This window comes from Pseudomonas sp. MF6394 (assembly GCF_002018845.1).
GTDB lineage: Bacteria > Pseudomonadota > Gammaproteobacteria > Pseudomonadales > Pseudomonadaceae > Aquipseudomonas > Aquipseudomonas lactis.
On the sequence record NZ_MVOJ01000009.1, the window covers coordinates 96,276 to 122,668 of the forward strand.

A 26,393-nucleotide genomic window follows, 5' to 3' on the forward strand; every position below is an offset into this window, starting at 1 on the left:
CCGGAAACGGCACCATTCAAACCCACTCCCCTTAATACTCAACTTCAGGATTAAAGACGTTACAGACAACTATCGGCCACAGGACAGATGGCGACAAGCTGCACTTTATCTTTACCTATCCGTTGGGTACTGAGCAGTTTCCAATGCTTGGGAATTTTAAGTGTCAAGGTACCACCACCGTGCTCATCAACCAACCAGAGTCGACCTGACTCGGTCCTTAAAGACTCGAGATTTTCCACATAAACCTCGTCGGCTTTGTCTTGAAGCAACGTGGAAATTTGATATCCGTTAGGGCGCCCAGAGCTTCCATCCGTATGGGGCGGCGTGTACTCCATGGGCAGGCGCTGTAAACGATTGTAATAGACCATCGATAAATGCATGAAAGACTGCAACACCAACACACCGTCACCCGGCTGCGCAGTGCTATTGACATACTCAGCCAACTCCCCAAGTTGGTTGGTCTCCCAACACTCTTCGCAAAGCTTGTTATACACATGCCACAGGCCGAGCAACTCAACGACCACGAATAGTAGAACACCAACACCAAAAACGATATTGCTTCGCCCCAATAGACGATCAAGCATTACAGCTATCACAAGAGGTAGCGCAAGCATGGCAAAAAACAAATACCGCGGATAAAACATAGGGTGAATCAATGACACCAATGCAATGACAACCACTGGACACCACACATAGACAACTAATAACACGCTATTTCTACCAACACTTTTGTCCATTACCCAAATGGCTATCGACCCCGCCCATACCATTAGCGCCAGACCGTAAATCATCCAATCAGGTAGTGAAGCACCCTCGCTATAATGGAGAAAGAACCCAACTAAATCGACGACTTTATCGACACTCACTTCTGGCACCCAATCGACCGCAGAGTATCTCATTTGATTCAGAAGACTTGGCACCCAAGGCAAAAAACATAATACAATCATAATATTGGCCAGCCACCAACCGCTGTTATTTATATATTTATACCGCCCTGAACGCCACGTGGACTGCAAAACCAAATAAGTCCAATGAGAAAACATACACAAAGCCGCAAAATAATGAGTATAGAGCCCAGCAACCATCAAACCCGTATACACCAGCAATATACGTTTATTTTCTGGCTGCTTTAGCCAATAAACAAACGCAATTGTAGCGCCCAACATCAGCGCACCCAAGAGTGAATACATACGAACTTCCTGACTATAACGAACGGCACCCGGAAAAATCGCCAGAAGCACACCAGCCACTATTACAGCTCGCTGCGACATCAACAATCGAGCTAACCATATACCCAACACAACCGACGCCATACCAAAAAACAAACTTAAACTACGAACTGAAAATACACCTTCACCAAAAATATTGATCCACCCATGCAGTATCAAATAATAAAGTGGCGGATGAACATCTCGTGCAGTATGGAATAAAATCTCAGAAACCGACTTCACGCTCAGCAATACACTAAAGGCTTCATCCAGCCATATACCTGTTGTCGTCAGATTATAGAACCGAGCAATCGCCGCAACAAAAAAAACGACAAACCAAACCAATGAGCTCTTCCACAGTGCACCTTTCATGAGGCTATTATAAATATTACGTCCACTGCTTTCAGATGAGCTCATCAAATACCTCACTTACCTTCACTATTTTTGCAATCACATACCGCGGCCGATGCTTCGCCTCCATATAAATCCGTCCTACGTACTCCCCCAATATCCCGATCCCAATGAGTTGCACCCCTCCCAAAAACAAAATAGCCGTCATCAACGACGGATACCCCGGCACATCATTTCCAAACAACACTTTGTCAACAATCAAAAAACCCGCATACATCAACGCCACCAGCGAAATAAATCCCCCTATATAGCTCCATAACCGCAGCGGCAACGTGCTGAACGACGTGATGCCATCCAGCGCCAGGTTCCACAGTTTCCAACCATTGAACTTGCTCTGCCCCGCCGCTCTGGGCGCGCGGTCGTATTCAACGATGGCAACCGTGAACCCTGCCCAGGACAACACGCCTTTCATGAATAACTGCTGCTCGGGCAGGGTCTTGATCACGTCGACCACCTTGCGGTCCATCAACCGGAAGTCACCGACGTTCTCCTCGATATGGGTGTAGGCGATACGATTGAGCAGGCGATAAAACAGGGATGCGCTGTGGCGCTTGAGGTAGCCGTCGCTGGTTCGATCCCTGCGCTTGGCCAACACCACATCGGCCCCTTTTTGCCATTCGGCGACCAGCTGGGGCACTACCTCGACCGGGTCTTGCAAGTCCACATCCATGGGCACCACCGCGTCGCCCGTGGCATATTCCAGCCCCGCGAACAAGGCAGCTTCCTTGCCGAAATTACGTGAGAAGTTGATCAGCATCACGTCGCTGTCGGCCATGGCAAGCGCCTGGGCATGTTCGGCGGTGCGGTCGGTACTGCCGTCGTTGATAAATACAATTTCGACCGCATGCTCGCGCAACAAGGGCTCATGCCGAATCGCGCGGTAAAACGCGCGCACCGTTTGTTCCTCGTTGAACAGCGGCACCACCAGCGAGATTTTCATTGTCCACGCTCGCGAAACACCACCCAGCGCGACAGCAAAAAACCGCACACCAGGCTGACCAGCGAAAACACCAGCACAGTGATAATCCCTGGCATACGCAGATGGTCGCCCAACCATCCCACAGCCAGGCTCAAGCCACCCATGCATGTCATGAACATCAAGTAGCGGCCCCAGGAAACGGGGCTATCAAACGTAAAGAGGGCATTGATGTAAAACGAGAAGGAGGCTGCCACACAGAACGCCAGCAAATTACTCAGCGCCTGATTCAACTCAAACCCTGCCCGGAACATGAAAAACAGCTGCCAATGGATCACCGTATTGGCGATACCGATCAGCGTGTAGCTGGAAAATCCTTTCCAGAGTCGAGTCATGTTTCAGTCCTGTGCGGCTACGCCAAGCAAGCCACGACCGCCCAACGCCGTCTACTGTCAACCTTGACAGGTACGCCCCAAGCGCAATTGAGACATTCAGCAATACCCAGCCTTTGCAATTGCTTACAAATACCGCCAACCTGCGCCCGCCCGACGTGCGGCGACGCCCGCGCTCACCTATCGTCATTCAACTACTTGTTCAAGAGCCCGCTGCCATGCTGAACGGACGCGACCCGCGCATCGATTTTTTTCGGGGCCTGGCGTTGATCTTCATTTTCTGGGATCACGTGCCCCACAACCCCTTGGCCAATGTCACCGTGCAGAACTTCGGGTTCAGTGACGCCGCGGAAATCTTCGTATTCCTGGCCGGCTATGCAGCCGTGTTGGCCTACGGCAAGATCCTGCAGCGCGATGGCTATTTCATTGCCTGCCTGAAAATCCTGCGCCGGGTGTGGACGCTCTACGTGGTGCACATTTTCCTGCTGGCGCTGTTGATGGGCATCGTGATTTTCGCCAACAGTCATATCGAAACCCGCGACCTGGTGCAGGAGATGGGCCTGGAGTATTTCCTCAACAATACCCAACAGGCCTTGGTCGATGAGTTGCTGCTGCGCTTCAAACCCAACCTGACCGACCCGCTGCCGCTGTATATCGTGCTGATTCTCAGCCTGCCCATTACGCTGCCGTTACTGTTGCGTGCGCCCACGATCACCGTGGCGATCTCGCTGGCCGTATACCTGCTGGCGCCATGGCAGGGCTGGAACCTGCCGGCCAGCAACGGCGGCGTCTGGTACTTCAACCCCATCACCTGGCAGTGCCTGTTTATCCTCGGCGGCGCAGCGGCCTTGCGTTCGACGCCCCCTACCGAACGACGGCCACTGCTTCGTCAACCGTTGTTCATAGCGGCTGCAGCGTATGTGCTGACGACCTGCGTGATCACCCTCTCGTGGCGCTGGCCCGAGTTGCACGACGCCTGGATGCCGCGCGTAATTGGCGAATGGCTGTACCCCATCAGCAAGACCGACCTGTCACCGGTGCGCTTGCTGCACTTTCTGGCCCTGGCCTACGTCACCGCCAAATTGCTCCCCGGTGTCGGCTGGACGCAACACGGGCTGGCGCGACAACTGGTGCGGATGGGACGCTACTCCCTGGAGGTGTTTTGCCTGGGTGTGGTGCTGGCGCCGTTGGCGGACATGGTCAATGCCCTGAACGGCGATACCTTCGCCATGCAGGTATTCACCGCCCTGGTGGGGGCCGCCGTGATGAGCTTGTTTGCCGCGTGGCTGGAGTTCAACAAGCAATTGGACCAGCGGCGAGCCACCTCGCCCCAGTCTCCCGCTACATAATTAGCGCCTGGCCCATCCACCGGGGTGTTTCCATTTCTGTCTATTTAAGCAGTGAAAGGGCAGCCAACAAGCCTGCCCTCCTCGACAGGAAACCCACGGATGACCCCGCTGATTCTGAGCAAAAGCCGGCGCCAGGATGGCGACAAGCTGATGACCACTGCCTTGATCGAACATCTCAAGGCATCCCACTCCACGCCCTCCGAGACACTACCGATCCCCGCACAATGCTCGCTGGGCAACTGGTGGCAGGTGTACCGCCAAGCGTTGGAGCGTCCACGATTTCTGGACTGGGCCCAACGGCAGTCGCTGAACCTGGCCGACCTCACAGTACGCAACGGCACACTGCATACCCAAGGCAAAACCTTCACCCTTGACGACCAGAGTGATTGGTACCGGCTCGCTCCGCCGGTCCTGGCCATTGCCCAGGTGCTCGACCCCGACGCGCTGGGGCTGCCCGTTCCCGGCGAACACCTGGCATTGAGCGTTCGGCACATCCTGCGGTTTTACGGTTACCCACAGCCAAACACCCGTGCCCAACGAGCGACAGTGATAGATGCCCTGAGCCACCTCAAATCGTTTTTCTCGCGTGCTCAATCCCCTCTGTCAGAAGCGTTCCAGCAGTTGGAACAGGACCGTCAGACAGTGGCGCAACAGTTGCTGGCCGGGATCACTGTGCAGGATGAGGACGACCGGCCATTCAGCCTGTTCACTCTATACCGCACCCGATGCTGGCTGACCTCACGCTCGTTCTGGGCGAGGAGCATGGAAGCCGCCGCTGCTTTGCTCCAGGGCATTACCGCACATCCACAGTTCCTGGCCCTGGATCAAACCCTGGACCTGGTCCCAGGGCACTATTTTTTTGATGTCAGCCGACAGTCGATCAAAGGGGCGGGGCCCAGTGGTACGCCGCTCGAAATCCACTACGAGCAACTGGCACAGCTGCCTCTGGAAGGCGCTCTTGAACGTTTGCAAGACCTCGCAAACGCCATGCAACAGTCCATCTCCCTGGATGGAAAATTCAACCTGGCTCAACTGCTCGCCCTGCATGAACTGCCTTTGCCCGATACCCGCGAAGCGGCCTGGGACCTGATAGAACAATTACGCATCCCGTCCCCCATCAACGTTCCGCCGATAGACGACCAGGCCGATTCCGACATTGCCATACAGGTGCATCGGCAATGGTTCACCGCGCAACATGAGCGCGACAACCTGGCTAATGCCCAAGGCACCCAGCCCGAATGGGCCATGCCGGTAAAACCTCGCCTGGGCAATTACTGGGAAGGCTTGGGCCTGCCCCAACCCGGTGCCTTGACGCTTTCGGCCGAGCAACGCCTAACGGTGATGAACATCACCCGCAAGTTTCTGCCACAGCCCAATCAAGGGCTGCTCGAACTGTTGATCACCGACCTGTTACCCGCCCCACCTGATGAACAGTTGCACCAGCTATTGGTCCACCCAACCGCGCAAAAACTGGCTGATCAATTGATCGACGCGCTGCAATGGTACGGTCATGCCCCTGGTCAGTTGGCCAACCGGTCCAGTCGTGACACCTTGCTCCTGAGCGCTCTGATCCTGGATCTCGACCCCCAGGCCGGTCAGAGCCGCTACACCATCGTTGGCCTCAACCTCAATCAGAGTGACTGTTGGGGGCATCGCTATGCGAACCTTCGTCGCACAGTAGAACTGCACCTGATCGAGAGTGGTGTCGCCACTTCGCGCTCCACCGCACTGGCCGCGCACCTGTTGCTGGCAGGTATCGCCCCGGAGTTTCTGGTAGGTCAGCTCCCAGACTCGCTCTACTTCATGACCTCCCATGCCTGGCTGCTTTTAAAACAAGGGGTAATGCTCGCAGAAGCGCTCGTCTGCGGCTCATCACGGCACCTGCGGTTCAGCGATATCGTAGCGCTCGCCACCCAGGAGCTGGACGCCGCCGAACAACCCCTGTGGCGTACTCACTACACCACTAGCACGTTGATTGACTGGGCTGTCGCACAAGGCCAACTGTCACCTGTGAATGAACACAGCACTTACAGCCTTCAGAGCATCAACACGCTTCAAAATACGCTCATAGAACGTGTCGACACGTTGGGGGCCGCGTCCAGCACCTTACGAACCCCCCTCATTACACGCCGCCGTATTGCGCTCAATGACCTGAAAAAAATATTCCGGGGAAACCGGCTACTGAAGAAGAAATGCCTGCGCTGGGCACAAGGGCCACAGCGCAGACCTTCTCACCTTCCAGCCCCCGGCGCACACCTGCAATCGCTGGTGGACCTGCACATGAGTGGCGCATTGCAGCCTTTGGCCGAGCAGTGGAATTCTGTAGACCCGGCGCTGGATTTGGCCGAAATGAAACAGCACTTTCGCCGCCTTGGCGACGTCAACACCTTGTTCAACGAAGCCAGCATCGCTCATGTCGCAAGGCTCAAAGAGGCCTACACCACCGTCATCCGCTACCTGCTCGCACAATTACCCTTGGCGGACCGCGTGCACTTGCAAAAGGCCGCCGTGCAACTGCTGGTGGTGAGGCGACCGGCGAACAAACCCCAGATCGAAGAACAACCGGGGGAGAAAATGGCCCGTACCGGCCGCTTCGGCGTGATCCTGCGCTGTGAGGCCTTGAACGGTCACCATGACTACGAACTGTTCCCGCTGTTGAACCTGGCGTATAAAAACCTCCGCCTTCCACACACTCTGGAGCTGGGAGGCACACCATTTACCATTCAGACTGGCAATGTCCACAGCACACAGCCGACCTCGCAGCTGCATATCGGCAGCTTGCTGGCCCTTGACGAAACAGCCTACCTGACCGGCAGCCCGCCCAGAGCAGATCAGTCTTCAAGCGTAATCATCGATCGGTTGTGGCGTGTCGAGGCCACAGAGGCCACCACTGAGGCGCTGACTTTCGATTCGCCAAGAGCCTTGACCCTGGCGAAGGCCATCGTCAATCAACACTTCTTCCAGGACATCGACACCCTGGTGGCACAAGCCAGAGGCTCAACCCTGCTGGAAGACCGGCAAAAGACTGCTGAAGCGGTGTACCAGGCTTTACTGGGCCTGATCCCGCTGTGGTCATGCACTCGGGACTTGGCCTCGGGCGATACCAAGCGCATGATCGAGGGCGGCTATGGATGCTTCTTCGATGTGTTTGGCCTGCTCGCACCCACCAAAGGTTTATTGCTCTCCAGCATCGCGCGTCTGGGGAAAGGCGCACCCGCCTACATCAAGCTGCTGCAACTGACCAAGCTCGGTGCCACGTACCTAAATGCAGTATTCAATCCTTTCGACAGCTTGCCGTCGTTACTACGCCTGGGCCGCCATGGCCTGGTACACCTGAATCAGGCCGGCATGCGTGCGTTGGAGGGAGCGGTCCGGCATACACGCCTGCGGCTGAACCCAGGCCCCACCGTTGACTACACCCGCCTGCTCAACAGCGCCGACATCGCACCGGCCACCCTGACGCGCGCCGATGGGATGGCGCAGGTGCTGGCGATAAAACGCTCCAGCGCCTGGTACGCCTTCGACCCTTTCAGCGCAAGACCTTACGGGCCGCCGCTTGCAGACCTGCGGCTGGACACGGCGATAACGGTCATCCCGCACCAATCGGTGGATGGCTATAAGGCCAGAATTACCGAACCGCTGTTCAAAAAACCACCGCTGCTGATTCAGCGTGCCCACGCCACAGACCTGCTGGACCAAAATCGTGTATGGCGCTTGCCCCACGAGGCACACACGCACATGGACGAACTCACCTCGCCGGTACATGCCTGGCAAGCAAACACCTTCGATCACCTGTGTGCGATCCGCAGAAAAAAACGCAACCTCATCCCCATCGTTTGCTTCACCAAACGCCTGTATGAGTTTGCACATTCGATTCACTTGCGCCGGGTCCAGGCACTGGACCACGTTCGACTGATACCAGCCCCGGTGATCGACGGACAAAAGCGCCAACTGGTCTATCACCGACGCATCCATGAAGTCACACCGCGCGTTACCGAGTTCGAACTGACACCCTTGCCTGCGTCGACGCCCCTGACCTACAAAACCAACGTCATCGGCAGGCGCATTGATAACGAGCCCCAGTTCGGCCTGCCCGGAGACGATTTTGACAACGTGCTCAGCCGACAGACCCAGGTGGTGGAACTCAACGGCATCGTTGACGGCATCAACGACAGCCGTACCCTCAGAGCGCTGCTGGTCAGTGTGCCGGGTACGGATCATTGGGTGGTCGAAGCCGATGTTGGCGTCTTTTACCGAGCGCCCGCAACAACCACAGGGTCGAGCGTTGTGCACTTTGAACAACTGGATTACAGCGTTGGTGGCGAGCACGTCGTACTGATCGATGCCTTCGGTGAGCGCAAGAATCAGTTTTTGAAGGCAGCACAGCTCATACCTGACCAGCCGTTGGTGGCACTGCCGACGCTGGAAGTCCTGTATCGACAGTTAGCTCACCGTGGCTTCAGCGCCGAAAAAATTGCCCTCTTGCGTCAGCGTGTCAGCGGCCTTCGAACCATCAAGCAACGCGAGTTGCTGCTCAACCTCAGTGATCAAGGGCGCAGCCTGAACATCAACTTCGTATCCCGGCCTGTGCAGCTCGACATCTGGCCACCGCGGCCAGGCACGACGCCGCATCCCAGCCCCGCGCAAATCAATCGCTACCTGGCCGAACAAGCCAACGCCAGCACCGCGGCGCTGGTAGAGAGAACCCAGCTCAAGTCCGCCAATGTCCACGGGGCCACGCTGGATGAGCTGCGCCGGGTTCAAGAGGCACAATCGGTGGTGATGTGGGAGTACAGCAAGATCGGCCAGCCGAACTACACGGAGATCATCCTCAAGACCGGTGCCGGCAATTGCGACCAGATGGCCCATGTTGCCTGTGAAATGATTCGAACCAATGGCGGTACGGCTCAGGTCTGGGTCTGCCAGGTTCATACCTTTGTGGTGGTGGGCACGATCCCCACAGGCTTGAGCCAGACGCTGGACTTCCAGGAGACCGGGTGGGCCGATCTATGGATCAGCGACCCTTGGGCAGCCATCACTTGCCCGGCAAAGGACTACATGAGGACACTGGAGATCAAGATGATTACCTGGGACCTGGAAGATATCCTGGTGTTTTTCTACGACGGGAATGCCTATCGCTGGGAGCGGGCTAATCACCCGGACTGGTTGCGGTTGTTACTCACCACGACTAAAAACCCAAAGCCATAACCGTCGCGAGCAAGCACGCTACCCTGTCTTTGATCCGGTAACCACGATGCGAAGCGAGCCGCTCTTGATCTTGATCTGCTCTGCTTTTGATCTTGATCTCAGGCGCCCCGTTAAACCACGCTGGCCGAACGCAGGCTTGAATTCGTGGGTAACCCGGCAGGACGCCGGGTTAGCCGCCCCGCGCCATGGATGGCGCGTGGCGGCGGCCCACGGATTCAAGCCTGCGTTCGGGCACACCGAGCCTAAGCGAGGTGCCGAGTGGTGGGGCAAGAGCGTTTTGCTTACTTTTGCGCTTTTCAAAAGTGAGCCGCCGTCAGGGCGGAACCCTAAGTGGCCGTTACCTAAATAACGGATATGTACCCTGTCCAACTGTGTTGACTGCCAGGCCGCCTTCGCGAGCAAGCCCGCTCCCACAGTTGGATCGTGGGGTATCAGGTAGATATGGGGCGGCTGTCAGGTCGCCATCGCAGGCAAGCCAGCTCCCACATATGGATCGCGCTGCGTCAGCTAGATCAGCTCCGGCTGTCAGGCCATCGCGGGAGCAAGCTCCCTCGCCACAGGTTCGGCGTCATACCGAAGTTATGTAGATACCGATGCTCAGGAGGCCAGGCCGGCATCAGCCAGCGGAACGCACCGCCGCATCGCTCGGCTGCAACTTGAACGCGTAATACAACACGGTCAACAACACCAGAAACGCCGGCCCTACATACAGCGCCACACGGGTCTCGGGGAAGTACGCCATCAGGCCCACCACCAGCACCAGGAACGCCAGCGCCAGGTAGGAGCTGACCGGGTACAACCACATGCGGTACTTGAGGCCCGCTTGCTCGGCCGGACTCAGGCCTTTGCGGAATTTGAGCTGGGCCAGCAGAATCATCAGCCAGGTCCAGATCGCACCGAAGGTGGCGATGGAGGTCACCCACACGAACACCTGGTCCGGCACCAGGTAGTTGAGCAGTACGCCCAGCAACAAGGCAAAGATCGACAACAGCAACGCCTTGCGTGGCACGCCGTTACTGGAGGTGGTGCCGAACGTCGCCGGCGCCTGGCCGTTCTGCGCCAGGCTGTAGAGCATGCGCCCGGTGCTGAAGATGCCGCCGTTGCAGGACGACAACGCGGCGGTGATCACCACGAAGTTGATAATGCCCGCAGCGGTCTTGATGCCCAGGCGCTCGAAGGTCATCACAAACGGGCTGCCCTGGGTGCCGATTTCATTCCACGGGTAGATCGACAGGATCACGAACAACGCACCCACATAGAACAGCAGGATGCGCCAGAACACCGAGCCGATAGCGCTGGGAATGGTCTTCTGCGGGTTGCGCGCTTCACCAGCGGTGAGGCCGATCATCTCCACGCCCAGGTAGGCGAACATCACCATCTGCAACGACATCAACACGCCCTGCACACCGTTGGGCATGAAGCCGCCGTGGGTCCACAGGTTGGAAATGCCCAGTGCCACACCGTCATTGCCGAAGCCGAAGGCGATGATGCCCACGCCACCGATCACCATCGCAATGATGGTGACGATCTTGATCAACGCGAACCAGAACTCGAACTCACCGAACGCCTTGACTGCGATGAGGTTGATGGTGCCCATGCTGATCAGCGCCGCCAGGGCCCAGATCCAGCGTGGCGTGTCGGGGAACCACACGCCCATGTACACCGCCACGGCGGTGATTTCCGCGACGCAAGTTACCAGCCACAGGAACCAGTAGTTCCAACCGGTGAGAAAGCCTGCCAGGGGGCCCAGGTAGTCCTGGGCATAACGACTGAACGAACCGGCTACGGGGTTGTGCACCGCCATTTCACCGAGGGCGCGCATGATCACCAGGATCGCCAGGCCGCCAATGATGTACGAGAGCATGATGGCCGGGCCGGCCATTTCGATCGCCTTGGCCGAGCCGAGAAACAGGCCGACACCGATACAGGCGCCCAAGGCCATCAAGCGAATGTGGCGCTCGCCCAGTTCACGTTTGAGCGGGCCGCCTTGAGCGGTCTCGCCAGGGGGCAGTGGTTTGCCAACAGGCATAGGGATACAACCTCATTTTGTTATTGGATTTAGCCACCGAGTCTCAGGCGTATCAGCGGGTGGGCTCATACACCGGCCGGACCGGGCCTGCCTCGTGGGCAAACCCGCCTGGCGCAAATGCGCGGCCAGGACAGCGGGGCGTGCAGTATAAAAAGCTACCGATAGGGCTTTTCACTCAATAAACGGCAAAATTTGGCGATAAGCCCCGGAAAAATCGGCTTCGACGGATGGGCTTCCCGCCGTCTAGACCGGCCCTGCCAGGGCAAAACGGCGCAGAGTATTACATAACTTTAAAAAGCCAGGCTTATCCAGCGCGCCTCAGTCCACGCTGAAAAACAGGCGCCGGGCCAGGCGTCGGGAAATGCTCGCGCGCTCGATTTCCAGGGTTTGTCGCACGCGCCCGGTCTGGCCGGTGCGGATGCGCGCGAACGCCTGCGCTTCCAACTCGGCCAGAGATTGGTAAGCCAGCGTGCCGTCGCTGTCGTTGGGAGTGTCGATGTAGATCAGGCCGGCTCGCCATATGCCGGTACCCAGGTGCTGGTCCAAATAACCCTGGGCGCTGTCTTGCGCAACCACTCGCAATGAGAGCGGCTCGCGAAACAGGGTTTCGATTTGCTCGAGGGTGGTTTGGCAGGGTGAGTCCAAGTAGGTCTCGGAGCGGGTCATGAGGGGCTCGATATGCGATTAAATCGCAGACGCTACTGGCTGGCGCAGGACCGGTGGCTGTAAACAGTTAGCTCTACGGGAGATGTGCCAGGCGCTAATTTTGTGGGCAGTACACGACCACTGTGGGCTTGCTAGCGATAGCCATAGGTATCTACACAACGCTAACCACGATGCGAAGCGAGTCGCTCTTGATCTGCTTTTGATCTGCTTTTGATCTTGATCTCAGGCGCCCCGTCAAACCACGCTGGCCGGAATTCGACAGTGATTTGGGGGGTAAACCGGCAGGGATGCCGGTTTAGCCGCCCCGCGCCATGGATGGCGCGTGGCGGCGGCCCCCCAAATCACTGGCGGATTACGGGCACACCGAGCCCAAGCGAGGTGCCGAGTGGTGGGGCAAGAGCGTTTTGCTTACTTTTGCGCTGTTCAAAAGTGAGCCGCCGTCAGGGCGGAACCCTAAGTGGCCGTTACCGCAACAATGGATATGTACACAATCCAACTGTGTTGACTGCTAGGCCGCCTTCGCGAGCAAGCCCGCTCCCACAATTTGATCGCGGCGCGGCAGGTAGATGAGTATCGACTGCCAGGCCGCCTTCGCAGGCAAGCCCGCTCCCACAATTTGATCGCGGGGCGGCAGGTAGATGAGTGTCGACTGCCAGGCCGCCTTCGCAGGCAAGCCAGCTCCCACAATTTGATCGCGGGGCGGCAGGTAGATGAGTGTCGACTGCCAGGCCGCCTTCGCAGGCAAGCCCGCTCCCACAATTTGATCGCGGGGCGGCAGGTAGATGAGTGTCGGCTGGCAGGCCGCCTTCGCGAGCAAGCCCGCTCCCACAATTTGATCGCGGGGCGGCAGGTAGATGAGTGTCGACTGCCAGGCCGCCTTCGCAGGCAAGCCAGCTCCCACAACTTGATCGCGGGGCGGCAGGTAGATGAGTGTCGACTGGCAGGCCGCCTTAGCAGGCAAGCCAGCTCCCACAATTTGATCGCGGCGCGGCAGGTAGATGAGTGTCGACTGCCAGGCCGCCTTCGCAGGCAAGCCAGCTCCCACAATTTGATCGCGGCGCGGCAGGTAGATGAGTGTCGACTGCCAGGCCGCCTTCGCAGGCAAGCCAGCTCCCACAGAAAAATCCTCTGCCCGACAAACCTCGTGACGCAGGCAAACTGCGTCTACGCTTCAGACAAGTCCGATCAATCTGTAGGAATGGATCAATCGACTATGGGCGCTCTGCAGCACACCAATGCCACCCAGGCTGACCTCGACCCCGACAGCCCGTCACCAGCGCCTTTGCCGAAAAAAAACAGACCCTGGCGTCGCGTGGGCTGGCTGATTGTGTTGATGGCCTTGATCGCCCTGGCTTTCGCCGTGCATCGGGAGGTGCAGACCTCACGCTGGCAGGCCCGCGTATTCAGCGAATGGGCGGCGAAGCTGACCTACCAGGTGGCACCCGGCGCCAGCGATGCAATCGTGTACCCAGGCGCAGGCCCCTTCGATCAGCGCCTGGGCTACAGCGCACTGGGCGAGTTCCTGCCGCGTTTGCTCAAGCGCAACTACATGATCGAGTCCCAGGCACGCTTTTCCGAGGCGTTGATGGACTACAGCCGTCACGGCCTGTTTATCCCCTACGCCGAGAAAATCCAGGCCGGCTTGACCCTCACCGATTGCCGCGCAGCACCGCTGTATCAATTCAATTACCCGACCCAGCTTTACGCCCGCTTCGATGACATTCCGCCGCTGATGATCCACAGCCTGCTGTTTATCGAAAACCGTGCACTGCTCGATCCCGAGCCCGCGCAAGCCAACCCGGCCGTGGACTGGCCGCGCTTTGCCAAGGCGGCGTGGTCGCAGGTGGCGCGCCAGTTGCACCTGCCAGGGCAGGCGGCGGGCGGTAGCACCCTGGCCACTCAGCTGGAAAAGTATCGCCACTCGCCCGATGGCCTGACCCTGTCGGGCAGCGAAAAAATCCGCCAGATGCTCTCCGCCAGCGTGCGCGCTTACCAGCATGGCCCCGATACGCTTGCGGCGCGGCGCAACATAGTGCGCGATTACCTCAACAGCGTGCCTCTGTCGGCCGTGCCGGGCCATGGCGAAGTGCATGGCATGGCCGAAGGGTTGCGGGTGTGGTACGGCGCCGATTTCGCCCAGGTCAACCGCGCGCTTCAGGACACCGCCACTACACCCGCCAGCCTGGCGGCACGGGGCTTGGCATTGCGTGAAGTGTTGTCGTTGATGATCGCCCAGCGCCGCCCTTCCCATTACCTGGCCAACGGTCGCGACGAACTCAAGCAACTTACCGACAGCCACCTGCGGCTGCTCGCGCAGAACGCAGTGATCGACCCGCCGCTGCTCAAGGCCGCCCTGGCCGCGCGCGTCACTTATCGCGACTGGCTGCAACAGCCCACACTGCAACCGATCGACAGCAACAAGGGCGTGAGCGTGGCCCGCAGCCGCCTGGCGGCCCTGCTCAACCGGCCCCTGTACGACCTCGACCGCCTTGACCTCGCAGCCACCAGCACCTTGCAGGCCGAGCTGCAAACCCAGGTCACCGCCTACCTCAAGCAACTGGCCGACCCGGTATTCGCGGGCAACATCGGCCTGCTCGGCGAACGCCTGCTGACGCCTGCCAGCACGCCGCAAGTGCGCTACAGCTTTACGCTGTTCGAACGCACCGCCGACGGCTCACGGGTGCGGGTGCAAACCGACAACACCGACCAGCCCTTCGATATCAACGAAGGCAGCAAGCTGGAACTGGGCTCCACCGCCAAGTTGCGGGTGCTCACCACCTACCTGCAAATCATCAGCGAACTGCATGATCGCTATGCCACCCAAACCCCGGCGGCGTTGAAAAAAGCCGACATCGCCGAGCAGGACCGGCTCAGTCGCTGGGCCATCGATTACTTGCTGCAGGCCCCGGATAAATCCCTGGCAGCCATGCTAGAGGCGGCCCTGGACCGCACCTATTCAGCCAGCCCCAACGAAGGTTTTTTCACGGGTGGCGGGATGCATTACTTTCACAACTTTCGCAACGAAGACAACGGCCGCAGCCCCACATTGCGGGACGCGCTGCGCGAGTCGATCAACCTGCCGTTCATTCGCCTCATGCGCGACCTGACGCGCTACGTCACCTACGCGGGCGCCAACAACAGCGCGCAATTGCTCAAGGATGATGGCGACCCACGCCGCCAGGAATACCTGGCCCGATTCGCCGACCGCGAAGGCACCACCTTCCTGCTCAAGTTCTGGAAGAAGTACCAGAAAAAAGACACCCAGGCGCGCCTGGAAACCTTCCTCGACAGCCTGCACCCCACCGCGATCCGCCTGGCGGCGGTACATCGATACCTGTTTCCCGAAGCAAACCCGGACACCTTCAACCGCTTCGTGCGCTCCCACCTGACCGGTGTAAAAACCACCACTGCCCTCAGCGACGAGCGCCTGCAACGCCTGTACAAGGATTACGGCCCCGGCACCTACGACCTGCCCGACCAGGGCTATATCGCCAAGGTCCACCCCCTGGACCTGTGGTTGCTCGGTTACCTGCTCAACCACCCGCAGGCCACCTTCACCGAAGTGGTCAAGGCCAGCCAGTTCGAGCGCCAGGAGGTGTACAGCTGGCTGTTCAAGAGCCGTCATCAAGGCGCGCGTGACAGCCGGATCCGCACCATGCTGGAAGTCGAAGCATTCCTGGATATTCATCAGCGCTGGCAAGCGGTGGGGTACCCTTTCGATCATCTGGTGCCGTCACTGGCCACCGGCATTGGCAGCTCGGGAGACCGCCCCGCCGCGCTTGCCGAACTGATGGGCATCATCCTTAACGACGGGGTGCGCGGCAAAGTGCTGCGCATCGACAGCCTGCATTTTGCCGCCGGCACCCCTTACGAGACCCGCGTGGTCAACACACCCGACCCCGGCAAACGGGTGATGCCGTCCGAAGTCGCCAGTGCCTTGCGCGGGGCGTTGTCACGGGTGGTGGACGCTGGCACGGCCAAGCGCGTGTCGGGCAGTTTCACCCAGGCCGACGGCACGCCAATGGCCATGGGCGGCAAGACCGGCACGGGCGATAACCGCATCCAGGCAATGGGCGCGGGCGGGCGCTTGATCAGTTCCAAGTCGATCAACCGCACCGCTACTTTTGTGTTTTTTATCGGCGACCACCACTTCGGCACGCTCACCGCTTTTGTGCCTGGCAGTTCGGCGCAAGGTTTCAAGTTCACCTCGGCGCTGCCGGTGCAAGTGCTCAAGGGCATGGCGCCGTTGTTGATGCCCTATCTGCAAGGGTCGGGTGGGATGATGTGTCAGTCAAGTCAGTGATTGGCCGGGCGACCGCTTTCGCGGGCAAGCCCGCTCCCACAGGGACCGTGTGCGCCGCCAATCTTAGGCACGACACAAAACCAATGTGGGAGCGGGCTTGCCCGCGAAAGCAATGGATCAGCCACTGCAATTTTGTAATCTAAACCTCGGAATCCCAGATCACCGTCACCACGCCCGTGTAGGTGCTACCGGGCTGCTTGAGCATTTCCTTCACATCCTCTCGCTCCACGGCAAAGTGCAGGCTCGCGGGGCGGTTGTTGACGTAATAGCCGGGTTGGAACAGCTCGGTGCCGCTGCCGTCCAGGCGCAAGGGCAGCTTGTTCACGGCTTGGCCGTACTGGTCTTGCAAGCCATAAGGCAAGGTCACCCCGACCTGCAGCGGCACCTCGTCGCCCGCTCCGTTGCGCAGCCCGCAGGTGTTGCCGATGGCCAGGCTGCATTCGAGCTGCATCTTGAAACGCCCGCTGGAAGAGATCACGAAAGTCTGGTCACGGAACAGCCGCGCCGGTTGCCGCCCACGATTGAGCCAGGCTTGCCAGCCGCCTTCGGGCAGCAGCTCGATGCGGTTGCCTCCGGGGGGCAGGTCCACTTTGAGGGCGTGCTCTACGGACAGATTGAAGTTGAAGGTCAACACGTTGTCGTTGGGTATCATCACATCGCCAAAATCAAAATCCCTACCGGGCCCGATGCTGTAGGACAACGAGCCGCGGTATTCACCACTGGCCATACCCAACGGATTAGGGGTTCTGAGTTCATAGCCATACTCCACCGGCTGGTACCACATTTGCGGAATAGGCGCGCTGGGGACCACACTGCAGGCTCCTCCGTTTTCCGGGACGATCCAGAAGTACAGCAAGTAAGTGCCGGACGACGTGTAGTAGTTGACGCCTCGACAAGAATCCACGCCGTAACGCCAAGGATCCGCCCAGTGCCTTCCTGGGGCGCTCCACACAGTCACCCTGGCGCCCCCGCCCAGGCCCCATCTACCGCCGATACCGGCGATGCGCATCTCTACCGTTTCAACCTGACCCGTGGCGATATGGGTCACCTGCACATCGCGCCAGGAGGACGGTACTTTGAAATACGCGCCCTTGCGCGGGTCTTCATGGTCCGCCTCGATTTGCGCGATCGAGTTGAACACCAATTCGTCGGTACGAATACTGAAGGTGTTGAGTGACTCGCAAAGCGCCGGCACGTGCCAGGCGCAGATGCCACTGTGGGGGGTGGTGTTCTGGAATTTATTGACCATGGGGTTGGTCGGGTCCGGGCGAAACACCGCCGAGATATTTTGTTCCAGCGCCTGCACGGGCAGGCTCGCCCACCCGACGCCTAGCGCCAAAGCCCAAGGCCCCAGCCATTTTTTGGTTGCGGTGATCAACTGCATAAACACTCCGAATCTGCGGCGCTGTGGGTTTCACACACCGAGCTCACGGCGCGGGGAAATCGAACATCAAGTGCACCGTGCCGTAATAATCCCCACCCTTGTAACCGTCCTGCGGCTCAATGGCAGAGATCTCCAGTTCGGCGCGCCGGCCCGCGCGCGCCTCATCGGCGTTGAGTACCTGGGTCGAGTCCAACGTCAACGGCACCCGATTGAACAGCACCTGCAAGTCGATACGGTTGCGCCCACTCAGCAAATACGGCATGTCGCCCAGGCGCGCGGTCACGCCGCCATTGATGTTCTTGACGTCGAAATTCTTGCGCAGGCGGCCTAGACGCGCCGTCGCCAAGTCCCAGGCCAAAACCTGGTCATGGCCCATCCAGTCCGGCTCGGAAGGCAGCACATAGGCCTCTTCGATCGGGATGGTCACCGACACATCGAAGCTGTGGCGTTCCTGGAACGCCTGCGCCGGCTCGCCCAGGAACACAGGGGTCATCAGTACCGCCAGTGCCGTCAGTTGCTTGAACATTGTCATCACCCGTTGCTGTTGACCGTCATCGGTTTTTTGTCGCGGCCTTCGATCAGTTGGAAACTGAACTGGCGCTCGGGCTTTTTCTCGAACACCAGCTGACGGCCGGGCAGGATGTGGTGCTTGGTGGTGGCTTCACAGTCGGTTTTCTTCGCCACCGAACAGTCCCGGAACTCATCGAGCACCACCACGCTGTTGCCGGCATTACGCAAGGTGTACTGGCTGGTGGTCTGGCTGATCTGCGTGTCGAAACGGGTGTTCTGTGGGCGTACGAAGAACACCGTGCCGTAACCGGCCATGACGTTGACCCCGGCCGCCAGCGCGTCCTTGTAATCGGCCCGTTCTTCGTCGGTCACGGCAAAGTCGTCTTCTTTTTCCGGCACCACCGGGATGAAGCGCACGCGGAAATAACGCTCCTTGTCGCGCTGGCCCATGTACAGCAACCGTGTGCCTTGGCGCCCGCCCGCCGGCACGATCAGCCGCGCCGGGCTGGCCATCAGGCCGTCGCGGTTGGTGGCGGCGCCCTTGGCGTCGGTCATCGAGGCAACGGGGACTTCTTGGGACGTGCCATCGGCGTTGTAGACGATCTCCAGCACATTGACCTTGATAAACGCGGTGCTGGTGCCACCGTTGTAGACACGCTTGAGGTAGGAACTGCGATCACCTTCCAGGTAGTCATACACCACGCCGACATTGATTGCCGGCCCCGCCTGAGCGGTCAACGACAGCAGCAACAGCCCGACCGATAACACTGCATGTTTCATGTTTGATTACGCCTCAATGATTGAACCCAGCCCAGGGGCTGATATGCGGTAAGTGCCCGCCTAGACTTCCGAATCCCAGATCACGGTGACCACGCCGTTGTAGGTGCTGCCGGGGTGTTTGAGCATCTCCTTGACGTCGTCGCGCTCCACGGCAAAGTGCAGGCTGGCCGGGCGGTTATTAACGTAGTGGCCGGGCTGGAACAGCTCGGAGCCGCTGCCGTCCAGGCGCAGGGGCAGCTTGTCCACCGCCTGGCCGTACTGATCACGCAGGCCGAAAGGCAGGGTCACGCCGACCTGCAGCGGCACCTCATCCCCTGCGTCATTACGCAGGCCGCAGGTGTTGCCGATGGCCAGGCTGCATTCCAGTTGCATCTTGAAGCGGGTACTGGCGGAGACGACGACGGTCTGGTCGCGAAACAGCCGCGCCGGTTGCCGCCCGCGATTGAGCCACGCCTGCCAGCCCCCTTCGGGCAACAGCTCGACACGGTTGCCCCCCGGTGGCAGGTCCACCTTGAGGTTGTGCTCTACCCGAAGGTCGAAGTTGAAGGTCAACACATCATCGTTTGGCTGGTAAATGTCACCAAAATCGAAATCCTGATGCGGCCCGACTCCGTAAGTAATCGACCCTCTGTATTGCCCAGCGTCCATATCCAGAGGATTAGGCGTCCTCAGTTCATACGTGTACTCAAGCATGCTGAAGCTGGAAGAGGGAACATCGAACGGCGTTACTAAATTGCATGCACCGCCACCTTCCGGTACCAGCCAGAACCACAGCCTCAACGTGGGGGCCGCCGCCCACATGCCGGTGTATTGGCATGGGGAAGGTGGATGCGTCCAGTTGGCGGGCAATGGGCTCCAGGCATAAACGCCCGGAGGGTTGGTTGTATTGAAACGGCTGCCAATACCAGAGATACGCATCTCCACGGTTTTACGGTCGCCCTTGGGTGAGACCACCTCGAAACTGCGCCACTCCGAGGGAACCTTGAACATCAGGCCTTGACGCGGATCCGCATGGTTGGCGGCTATCGGGCCGCTGGCGACAAAGTTGATGTCCCAGGTGCGGATACTGAAAATCCCCAACGCCTCACACCGTGCCGGCATATGCCCGGGGCATACCCCGCTCTGTGGGGTGGTATTGGTGAACCTGTTCACCATGGGATTGCTGGGATCCGGTCGGAATTCAGCGGTGATGTCTTGCGTGGCCGCAAGGCTCAAAGGGATGAACGAACACAACAAAGCGGCCAATACGACAGCGCGCCACGTTGTGTTGCCAGGCTTGTTCATGCTGATCAACTCGTTGCTGCGAACACAGGTTGTTGTGGGTGAAAAATTCATCCGGCCGCCTCTGACGCATGGGCGACTTCGGCCAAGGTATCCGGCGTACAGCGCAGATCACCGATCATCAACACGTCGCTTTCACTTGGCGCGTTGCTCGGGTCCAGGCGGAACTGGCACAGCAACTGGTTCTGGTAGCGCACTTGCAGGGTGGGTGAGCTGGAACTCATTTCCATGGAGAAGAACCCGTCCACTTCGCTGACCCCGCGGCTGGCATGGTTGATCACGTGATGGCCGCGCAAGGGTGCGCCGCGTTCATCCAGCAATCGGCCCAGCACGGTGACGGTTTTCATCACGCTGACCTTGCGATAGTCCACGCCGCCCTTGTTCAGGTGGTAGCTGGAACGTGCCGGCTGGATATTGGCCGCCGGTGGGTGGTTGCCTTCAAAGTCGAACGCCACACTGCTGCTCTTGTAGGCCGAGACCGGCACGTAGTTGCGCCCAGGCCTCAGCAGGGTGCTGCCGCCGCCCATGTCGTCGGCGCGCAGGGCGATCTCGTCGAGGTCGGTTTCTACATCGATGATCATGCCGGCGCCGTTGCCCTGGTACTGGCTGCTCAGCAATACCTTGCCGGCCCCGGCCACCAGGGTGCTGTTGAGGTTCAAGCCGCCGCTGAGGTCGCCGTTGAAGGAACTGCGCTGCACAAAACCGTCACCGCTGACCGCGTCCGTACTGAAACTGGCCATGCCCGACAGGCCGACGCCATAGGTGTCGGTGATCGCCGTGGCCGAGACGCTTTGCAGGAAGTGGTCGGTAAGGTCTTGGCGCAAGGTCACCGAGGCGTTGTTGTCACGCCCGCCGTCACGGGCGGTGCGGGTGCCGATGCTGCCGGAGCTCTGCCGGCCATCGCGGCCCAGGTTCATGCTGACACTTACGTCTACACCACGATTGCGCGCGTCGTTGGTACCCGAGGTACCGGGCCGGTCGAACACCGAGAAACGCCAGTTGGCATCGCTGCCGAACAGGTTGTCGTGGCGGCTCCAGCCCAGGTCGATACCAGCGCCCTCGACATTGCCTTCGCTGTGGGACAGGCGCATGTTCAGGGTGTTTTTCGCATCGAGCCGGTGGTTGACCGACAGCGCCGTGTTGCTGGCCTCACCTACGAAGGTATTGCGGCGCAGGCGGGTGCCGTCCGGCAGGGTTTCGTAGGTGTCGCGGGTGTCGAGCCAACTGCGGTTGTGGCTGAACACCAGGTTGGTGGCGCCCAAGGTGTAGAGCGCTTGCAGGTCCATGCCGGTGCCGTGGTCCTGGGTTTGATAAAGGTTGGTGTAGAGGCTGGTGTTGTTGGCCACCGTCCAGTCCACCGAACCGCCGTACTGCAGTTGTTCACGCACCTGGCGGGCCGACAGGCCGAGGATCACCCGTGGATGCAGCAGGTAGTTGATGGAGGCACCGGCGGTCATTGCGCCAGAGGCTTGTTCGTCCCAGTTACTGAACAGCTTGGTCTCGCGCCCGGCGAACAGGTTGTAGCGCCATGGGTCTTCGGCGTTGCGCCAGTTGCTGGGCTTGTACACCAGCTCCTGGGTGGTGCTGGTGGTCAGGCCGTCTTCTACCAGGCGCACTTCCACTTCATAGATGCCGCCGGGCAATGGCCGGGTGTCCAGGGTTTGCAGGCCGGCTGCCACGGCTTGGGTATTGATCAACAGGCCATTGCGGTAGATCTCCACCGCCGCCTGGCGGTTGGCGGTGACGTAGATCGGGTACACGCTGGGCTTGGCATTGTTGATGGCCAGGCTGTCGGAACTGCCATACATCAGGCCCAGCGCCGTATCGGGGCTGGCGCCGAAGCTGCGCAGTTGACGGGTCAGGCCATCGGAATTGGGGGTGAAATGGCCCAGGCGGAAAAACTGCCCTTCCATTTCTCGTTGGGTGTACAGCTCATGGATCGCGTGGCGCATCTGTTCGTTATCGCCACTCTGTCGCGCCAGTTGCAGGTTGAACACCTGGCTCCAGTTGCCGACGCTGGAACTGGCTTGCAACCCGTAGCGCCCGCCCAGCTTGTTGTCCTGACCACCGTTGAGGTTGAGCTGGTTGTTGACGATCAGCCCGAGGCTGCCGCCTTCCGGTTGCGCGTAGAAGCGCGGTGCATCGTCGTTGAGCTCGACATTCTGGGTGATGATCGCCAACTGGGAGTTTTCTAGGTTGTAGAACGCCGAGAGCATTTTTTCCGGGCAGGACTGGGTACAGGTGCCCAGCGCCACGCCTTTTTCCAACAGCGCTTGCCAGGTGTCGCGGGTAGCGGCGGGCACTTTGCTGTCAGCGGTGTCGGTGAATTCGAGCAAGGTGACGCGATCATCCCGGGTCAACACAATCAGCGCCTCGCCCAGCAACTGCTGGTCAAGGTCTATGCGCACGGCCAGCGGCACGTCGAAAAAGTGATCGGTAAAACCAGCCGGCAGGCCTTGGGCCTGGCTCAGCAGGCTGCCCGTCGTCAAAGCGCCCGAGGCAGCAGGTGCGGCCAGGGCACTCGTACACATCAACAGCGCAAGCGCAGCCGCGATAGGCGTCATCGGAAACATGAACGGAACACTCTGTATGCCAAAAGACTGGAGAGAAAATCAGGCCGGCGGACCGAGGAGGGAAAGTCAGCCGACCTGCAAGCAAATGCCCGTGTTCAACGGGCATTCATTGGCATCAAGGCGTTGGCAATACCGCGTCGAATACCACCGGCATCACCGCGGTGTAGGAACCGCGTTGAGTCGCCGAAGGCTTGGCCGCGATGATGCGCATTTCCGCGCCAATGCCTGGGGTGGAGTCGGCTTCGTTGACCACTTCCTGCGGCGAGCCGGTCAGGGTCACGCCATTGAGGGTGGTGGTCAGCGCGATGTTCTGCGCGGCATCACCGTTGAACAGCACAGCCGGGCCGCCTTCGATGTAGGCGTGAACCGAACCGTTGGTGTTCTTGATGTCGTAGATGGCGCTCAGGGGCGCCAACTCACCGCTGACCAGGTTGTAGGTCATGGTTTCGTCACGGCCCCAGTTCGGGTCACGTGGCTGGGCGTGGAACACGGTGGTGGGGATGTTTGCCTTGAGGTTGACGGTGTGGCTGGTTTCACCGGCAGCGATAGCCGTTACCGAGGAAGACAGCGCGAGTACAGCCAGGGGAACAGCAACAGCAAACTTCTTGAACATGGTCAATACCTGTAGTTGACAACAGTGAGTGGTTCATTGCCAAGGAGGTCCCTAACAAAGAATTAGCAGGCGTGGTTAGTTGAACTACGCACTGCCAGACAATGATCAACCGAAACTAAAAGCAGGTATGCAGGCACATTCGAAAACGCACGTAGCCCTTGTAAACAGGGCTTGAGCGAAAAAGATGGCATTTCGCCAAAACTTTAAAAGTATCCGTAGGAAATAAGCTACACGCTAAAAATACGCTAAAGAAGTTGCTGTAAGAAGCGTACCACAAGACTAAGCAGCGCCTGGCAAACAACAAGTCCAGATATAAATTCGAGCCACAACTCTAATTAAAGTTATAGCTCTAAAATCCAATCAGGTCCAATAGTTGTTAGTTGCTTAGTGGACCAAGCCTGTGCAGCCGCCAACGACCGTTGGTCGCCAGGCACTATCCTTAGCGTTAAGATATATCTTACGTTATATCTAAACCTGCACAGAGGACCTGCCCATGAAACACGAACATCGCGGCGAGTTTGAAAAACGCGGCGGCCGCGGCCCACGGGTGTTCGCCCCTGGCGACCTGAAGCTGCTGCTGTTGTCACTGATCGCTGAGCAACCTTGCCATGGCTACGACCTGATCCGCCGCATCGAGGGCCTGTTCGACGGTGCCTACAGCCCCAGCCCCGGCGTGATCTACCCCACCCTGACCTTCCTTGAAGAGAGCGAGCTGATCAGCGGCGACACCGATGGTGGAAAAAAACGCTACACAATCACCGACCCCGGTCGTCTCTTCTTGAGCGAGCAAGCCGTTGCCCTGGACGGTGTGCGCATGCGCCTGGATGTCAGCAAGCGCTCGCTGCGTGGCCACGACCGCCCACCCGAGATCCATGAGGCGGTGCACAACCTGCGCCACGCCTTGCATTCGCATAACGGGCACTGGAGCCCGGAAGAAATCATTCGTGTCGCGGCGCTGCTCAATCGCACCGCCCAAGCCATTGCCGACGGGACAGACCAATGAACACTCAAACCATTCATCGCGTAACCCACGAAATCAAACGCCGCCGCCTGCAAGTACTGCGGGTAGTCGATATCACCCCACGCATGCGCCGCGTCACCCTGGGCGGCCCTGAGCTCGCGGGGTTTGTCAGCCTGGGCAGCGACGACCACATCAAGCTGTTGTTCCCGCAGAACGCCCAAGAGCAAGCGGCGCTGGAAAGCCCGAGCTTCAGCATCAAGGGCGACGGCCCGCAACCGGCGATGCGCGACTACACGCCACGGCGTTACGACCTGAGCATTGGCGAGTTGGACATCGACTTCGTGCTGCACGGCGATGGCCCTGCCTCCACCTGGGCCGAGCAGGTACAGGTCGGCCAGCACCTGTATATCGGCGGGCCACGTGGCTCGATGATCGTGCCGGATATCTTCGACAGCTACCTGCTGATTGGCGATGAGACGGCGATCCCGGCCATCGCTCGGCGCCTGGAAGAGCTGCCCGCGGGGCGCAAGGTGCTGGCGGTGATTGAAATCGCGGATGCGGCGGAACAGCAGGTGCTCAGCAGCGCAGCCGAGGTGGAAGTGATTTGGGTGCTGCGCGGCCAGGATGACCTGCTCGACGTGGTGCGCAACCTGACCCTGCCCAGCGGCACGCTGTACAGCTTCGTTGCCACCGAAACCAAGCTGTCACGCCAGGTACGGCGGGTGCTGCTGGACACGCACAAGGTCAACGAGCAATACCTCAAGGCCGCGGGTTACTGGCGTGCTGAGGGCAGCGAGGAAGAACAGAGCTGACTCAACTCATACTGTGGGAGCGGGCTTGCTCGCGAAGACGGAGTGTCAGGCAGCAGATGTACTGGTTGACCCACCGCCTTCGCGAGCAAGCCCGCTCCCACATTGACGGCGCTCACTTTAAGACGAGGATGATTTCAGGCGCTTATCCAGCCCCACCATCGCCAAAGCGATCACTATAAACCCTGCCAAAATCCCCCCGGCATTCATGAACACCTGTGGATAACCAAGGCTGTCCACATCCATGAACGGGTACTGATACTGCCCGAGCATATGCCCGCGCAGCAGCACATATCCGAAGTACACCAATGGGTAAATCACCCAGCCGGCAATGTGTTTGAACCGCAAGGTGCCCTTGGGCACACACCGCCACCAATACACCACAAACAGCAACGGCATGACGTCGTGCAGCAACTCATCGGCGATAAATTGAAAGCCTTGCGGGCTCCACAGATGCCGCAGCAGCAGGTTGTAGGCCAGGCTCACCAGCACGATGCTCGCCGCTATCGCGCTACTGATGCGGGGCGCGAGGAAGAATCGCTTGGCGGCTGAGTCGCGCTTGACCAGCGCGTAGCTGAGCACCACGACCACCAGGGTATTGGTCAGTACGGTGAAGAAGCTGAAGAAACTGATCAAGCCGCCCAGCAAGCTCGCGCCACTGGCCCAGCGCGAATAGAGAATCAGGTATTGCTGGATCGCCAACCCCACCCAACCGGCCAAGGCTGCTGCCGCGACAAAGCGCTTCATGCACTCAATCCAGGGGGCGCTTGGTACGCATCAGCTTGACGTACAAGCCTTCGACTTTTTCCCGCGCCCAAGGGGTTTTGCGCAGGAAAGTCAGGCTCGACTTGATGCTCGGGTCGCTCTTGAAGCAGCGGATATCAATGCGCTCGGCCAAGCCGCTCCACTCGTAATGTTCCACCAGGGTGGTGAGCACGTGTTGCAGGGTCACACCGTGGAGCGGGTCGTTGCTTGTCGCGGTCATGCCGGGCCTTTTGCA

Annotated in this window: 19 protein-coding genes; 5 read left to right on the forward strand and 14 right to left on the reverse strand. The window is 59.3% G+C overall.

Translation table 11 applies throughout. The annotated features are described in order from the left end of the window. Positions 1–59: 59 nt before the first annotated feature. Genes MF6394_RS11985 through MF6394_RS11995 form a run of 3 tightly spaced genes read right to left on the reverse strand, consistent with a single transcriptional unit; the run spans position 60 to position 2,930 of the window. Positions 60–1,625, reverse strand: coding sequence for a glycosyltransferase family 39 protein (locus MF6394_RS11985; RefSeq protein WP_078466733.1), 1,566 nt, complete (start codon positions 1,623–1,625; stop codon positions 60–62). Further along, entirely contained in the window at positions 1,612–2,559 is a 948-nt protein-coding gene (locus MF6394_RS11990; RefSeq protein WP_044274713.1) for a glycosyltransferase family 2 protein, read from the reverse strand. The genes MF6394_RS11985 and MF6394_RS11990 overlap by 14 nt, the downstream gene beginning before the upstream one ends. Continuing rightward, positions 2,556–2,930 carry a GtrA family protein gene (locus MF6394_RS11995; RefSeq protein ID WP_047712684.1) on the reverse strand — a complete coding sequence of 125 codons (375 nt, stop codon included), beginning with the start codon at positions 2,928–2,930 and terminating at the stop codon, positions 2,556–2,558. The genes MF6394_RS11990 and MF6394_RS11995 overlap by 4 nt, the downstream gene beginning before the upstream one ends. Before the next feature lie 215 nt (positions 2,931–3,145). Here MF6394_RS11995 and MF6394_RS12000 point away from each other — a divergent pair, with 215 nt between their 5' ends. Both MF6394_RS12000 and MF6394_RS12005 read left to right on the forward strand, forming a co-directional pair. Next, positions 3,146–4,276, forward strand: a complete 1,131-nt coding sequence (locus MF6394_RS12000; protein ID WP_078466734.1) for an OpgC family protein — start codon at positions 3,146–3,148, stop codon at positions 4,274–4,276. A gap of 99 nt (positions 4,277–4,375) precedes the next feature. Further along, positions 4,376–9,484 carry a hypothetical protein gene (locus MF6394_RS12005; protein ID WP_078466735.1) on the forward strand — a complete coding sequence of 1,703 codons (5,109 nt, stop codon included), beginning with the start codon at positions 4,376–4,378 and terminating at the stop codon, positions 9,482–9,484. 616 nt (positions 9,485–10,100) lie between these two features. Here MF6394_RS12005 and MF6394_RS12015 read toward each other — a convergent pair. From MF6394_RS12015 to MF6394_RS34220, 3 genes are all read right to left on the reverse strand, one after another. After that, entirely contained in the window at positions 10,101–11,513 is a 1,413-nt protein-coding gene (locus MF6394_RS12015) for an amino acid permease (RefSeq protein ID WP_044272099.1), read from the reverse strand. 318 nt (positions 11,514–11,831) lie between these two features. Further along, the gene (locus MF6394_RS34280) at positions 11,832–12,179 is read right to left on the reverse strand and encodes a hypothetical protein (protein WP_047712682.1); all 348 of its coding nucleotides are present in this window, start codon (positions 12,177–12,179) and stop codon (positions 11,832–11,834) included. Positions 12,180–12,687: 508 nt separating this feature from the next. Then, positions 12,688–13,284, reverse strand: coding sequence for a hypothetical protein (locus tag MF6394_RS34220; protein ID WP_162552013.1), 597 nt, complete (start codon positions 13,282–13,284; stop codon positions 12,688–12,690). Positions 13,285–13,392: 108 nt separating this feature from the next. On the opposite strand from MF6394_RS34220, the gene MF6394_RS12035 reads away from it, so the two are divergent. Further along, a complete protein-coding gene (locus MF6394_RS12035) occupies positions 13,393–16,482 on the forward strand; it encodes a transglycosylase domain-containing protein (RefSeq protein WP_078466737.1) in 3,090 nt (1,029 codons plus the stop codon). Between the two features lie 139 nt (positions 16,483–16,621). Here the strand turns inward: MF6394_RS12035 and MF6394_RS12040 are convergent, their stop codons facing one another. The 6 genes from MF6394_RS12040 to MF6394_RS12065 all read right to left on the reverse strand — a co-directional run bounded on the left by MF6394_RS12040 (position 16,622) and on the right by MF6394_RS12065 (position 23,623). After that, entirely contained in the window at positions 16,622–17,866 is a 1,245-nt protein-coding gene (locus tag MF6394_RS12040) for a hypothetical protein (protein ID WP_078466738.1), read from the reverse strand. Positions 17,867–17,909: 43 nt separating this feature from the next. Next, positions 17,910–18,392 carry a CS1 type fimbrial major subunit gene (locus MF6394_RS12045; RefSeq protein ID WP_047712679.1) on the reverse strand — a complete coding sequence of 161 codons (483 nt, stop codon included), beginning with the start codon at positions 18,390–18,392 and terminating at the stop codon, positions 17,910–17,912. A gap of 5 nt (positions 18,393–18,397) precedes the next feature. Continuing rightward, positions 18,398–19,156 carry a pilus assembly protein gene (locus tag MF6394_RS12050; protein ID WP_044272090.1) on the reverse strand — a complete coding sequence of 253 codons (759 nt, stop codon included), beginning with the start codon at positions 19,154–19,156 and terminating at the stop codon, positions 18,398–18,400. 60 nt (positions 19,157–19,216) lie between these two features. Continuing rightward, complete coding sequence (locus MF6394_RS12055; protein ID WP_078466764.1) at positions 19,217–20,311, reverse strand: hypothetical protein; 1,095 nt, start codon at positions 20,309–20,311, stop codon at positions 19,217–19,219. A gap of 176 nt (positions 20,312–20,487) precedes the next feature. Further along, positions 20,488–23,010 carry a CS1-pili formation C-terminal domain-containing protein gene (locus MF6394_RS12060; protein WP_078466739.1) on the reverse strand — a complete coding sequence of 841 codons (2,523 nt, stop codon included), beginning with the start codon at positions 23,008–23,010 and terminating at the stop codon, positions 20,488–20,490. 115 nt (positions 23,011–23,125) lie between these two features. Further along, the gene (locus MF6394_RS12065; RefSeq protein WP_078466740.1) at positions 23,126–23,623 is read right to left on the reverse strand and encodes a CS1 type fimbrial major subunit; all 498 of its coding nucleotides are present in this window, start codon (positions 23,621–23,623) and stop codon (positions 23,126–23,128) included. Between the two features lie 493 nt (positions 23,624–24,116). Here MF6394_RS12065 and MF6394_RS12070 point away from each other — a divergent pair, with 493 nt between their 5' ends. Continuing rightward, on the forward strand, positions 24,117–24,626 hold the full coding sequence (locus MF6394_RS12070) for a PadR family transcriptional regulator (RefSeq protein ID WP_069558863.1): 510 nt from the start codon (positions 24,117–24,119) through the stop codon (positions 24,624–24,626). Continuing rightward, on the forward strand, positions 24,623–25,396 hold the full coding sequence (locus MF6394_RS12075) for a siderophore-interacting protein (protein WP_078466741.1): 774 nt from the start codon (positions 24,623–24,625) through the stop codon (positions 25,394–25,396). Before MF6394_RS12070 ends, MF6394_RS12075 begins: the two co-directional genes overlap by 4 nt. A gap of 117 nt (positions 25,397–25,513) precedes the next feature. Here the strand turns inward: MF6394_RS12075 and MF6394_RS12080 are convergent, their stop codons facing one another. Next, a complete protein-coding gene (locus tag MF6394_RS12080; RefSeq protein WP_078466742.1) occupies positions 25,514–26,140 on the reverse strand; it encodes a Pr6Pr family membrane protein in 627 nt (208 codons plus the stop codon). A gap of 4 nt (positions 26,141–26,144) precedes the next feature. After that, positions 26,145–26,378 (reverse strand): VF530 family DNA-binding protein, encoded by a 234-nt coding sequence (locus MF6394_RS12085; RefSeq protein ID WP_003188882.1) that lies wholly within the window; start codon positions 26,376–26,378, stop codon positions 26,145–26,147. Between the last annotated feature and the right edge of the window lie 15 nt (positions 26,379–26,393).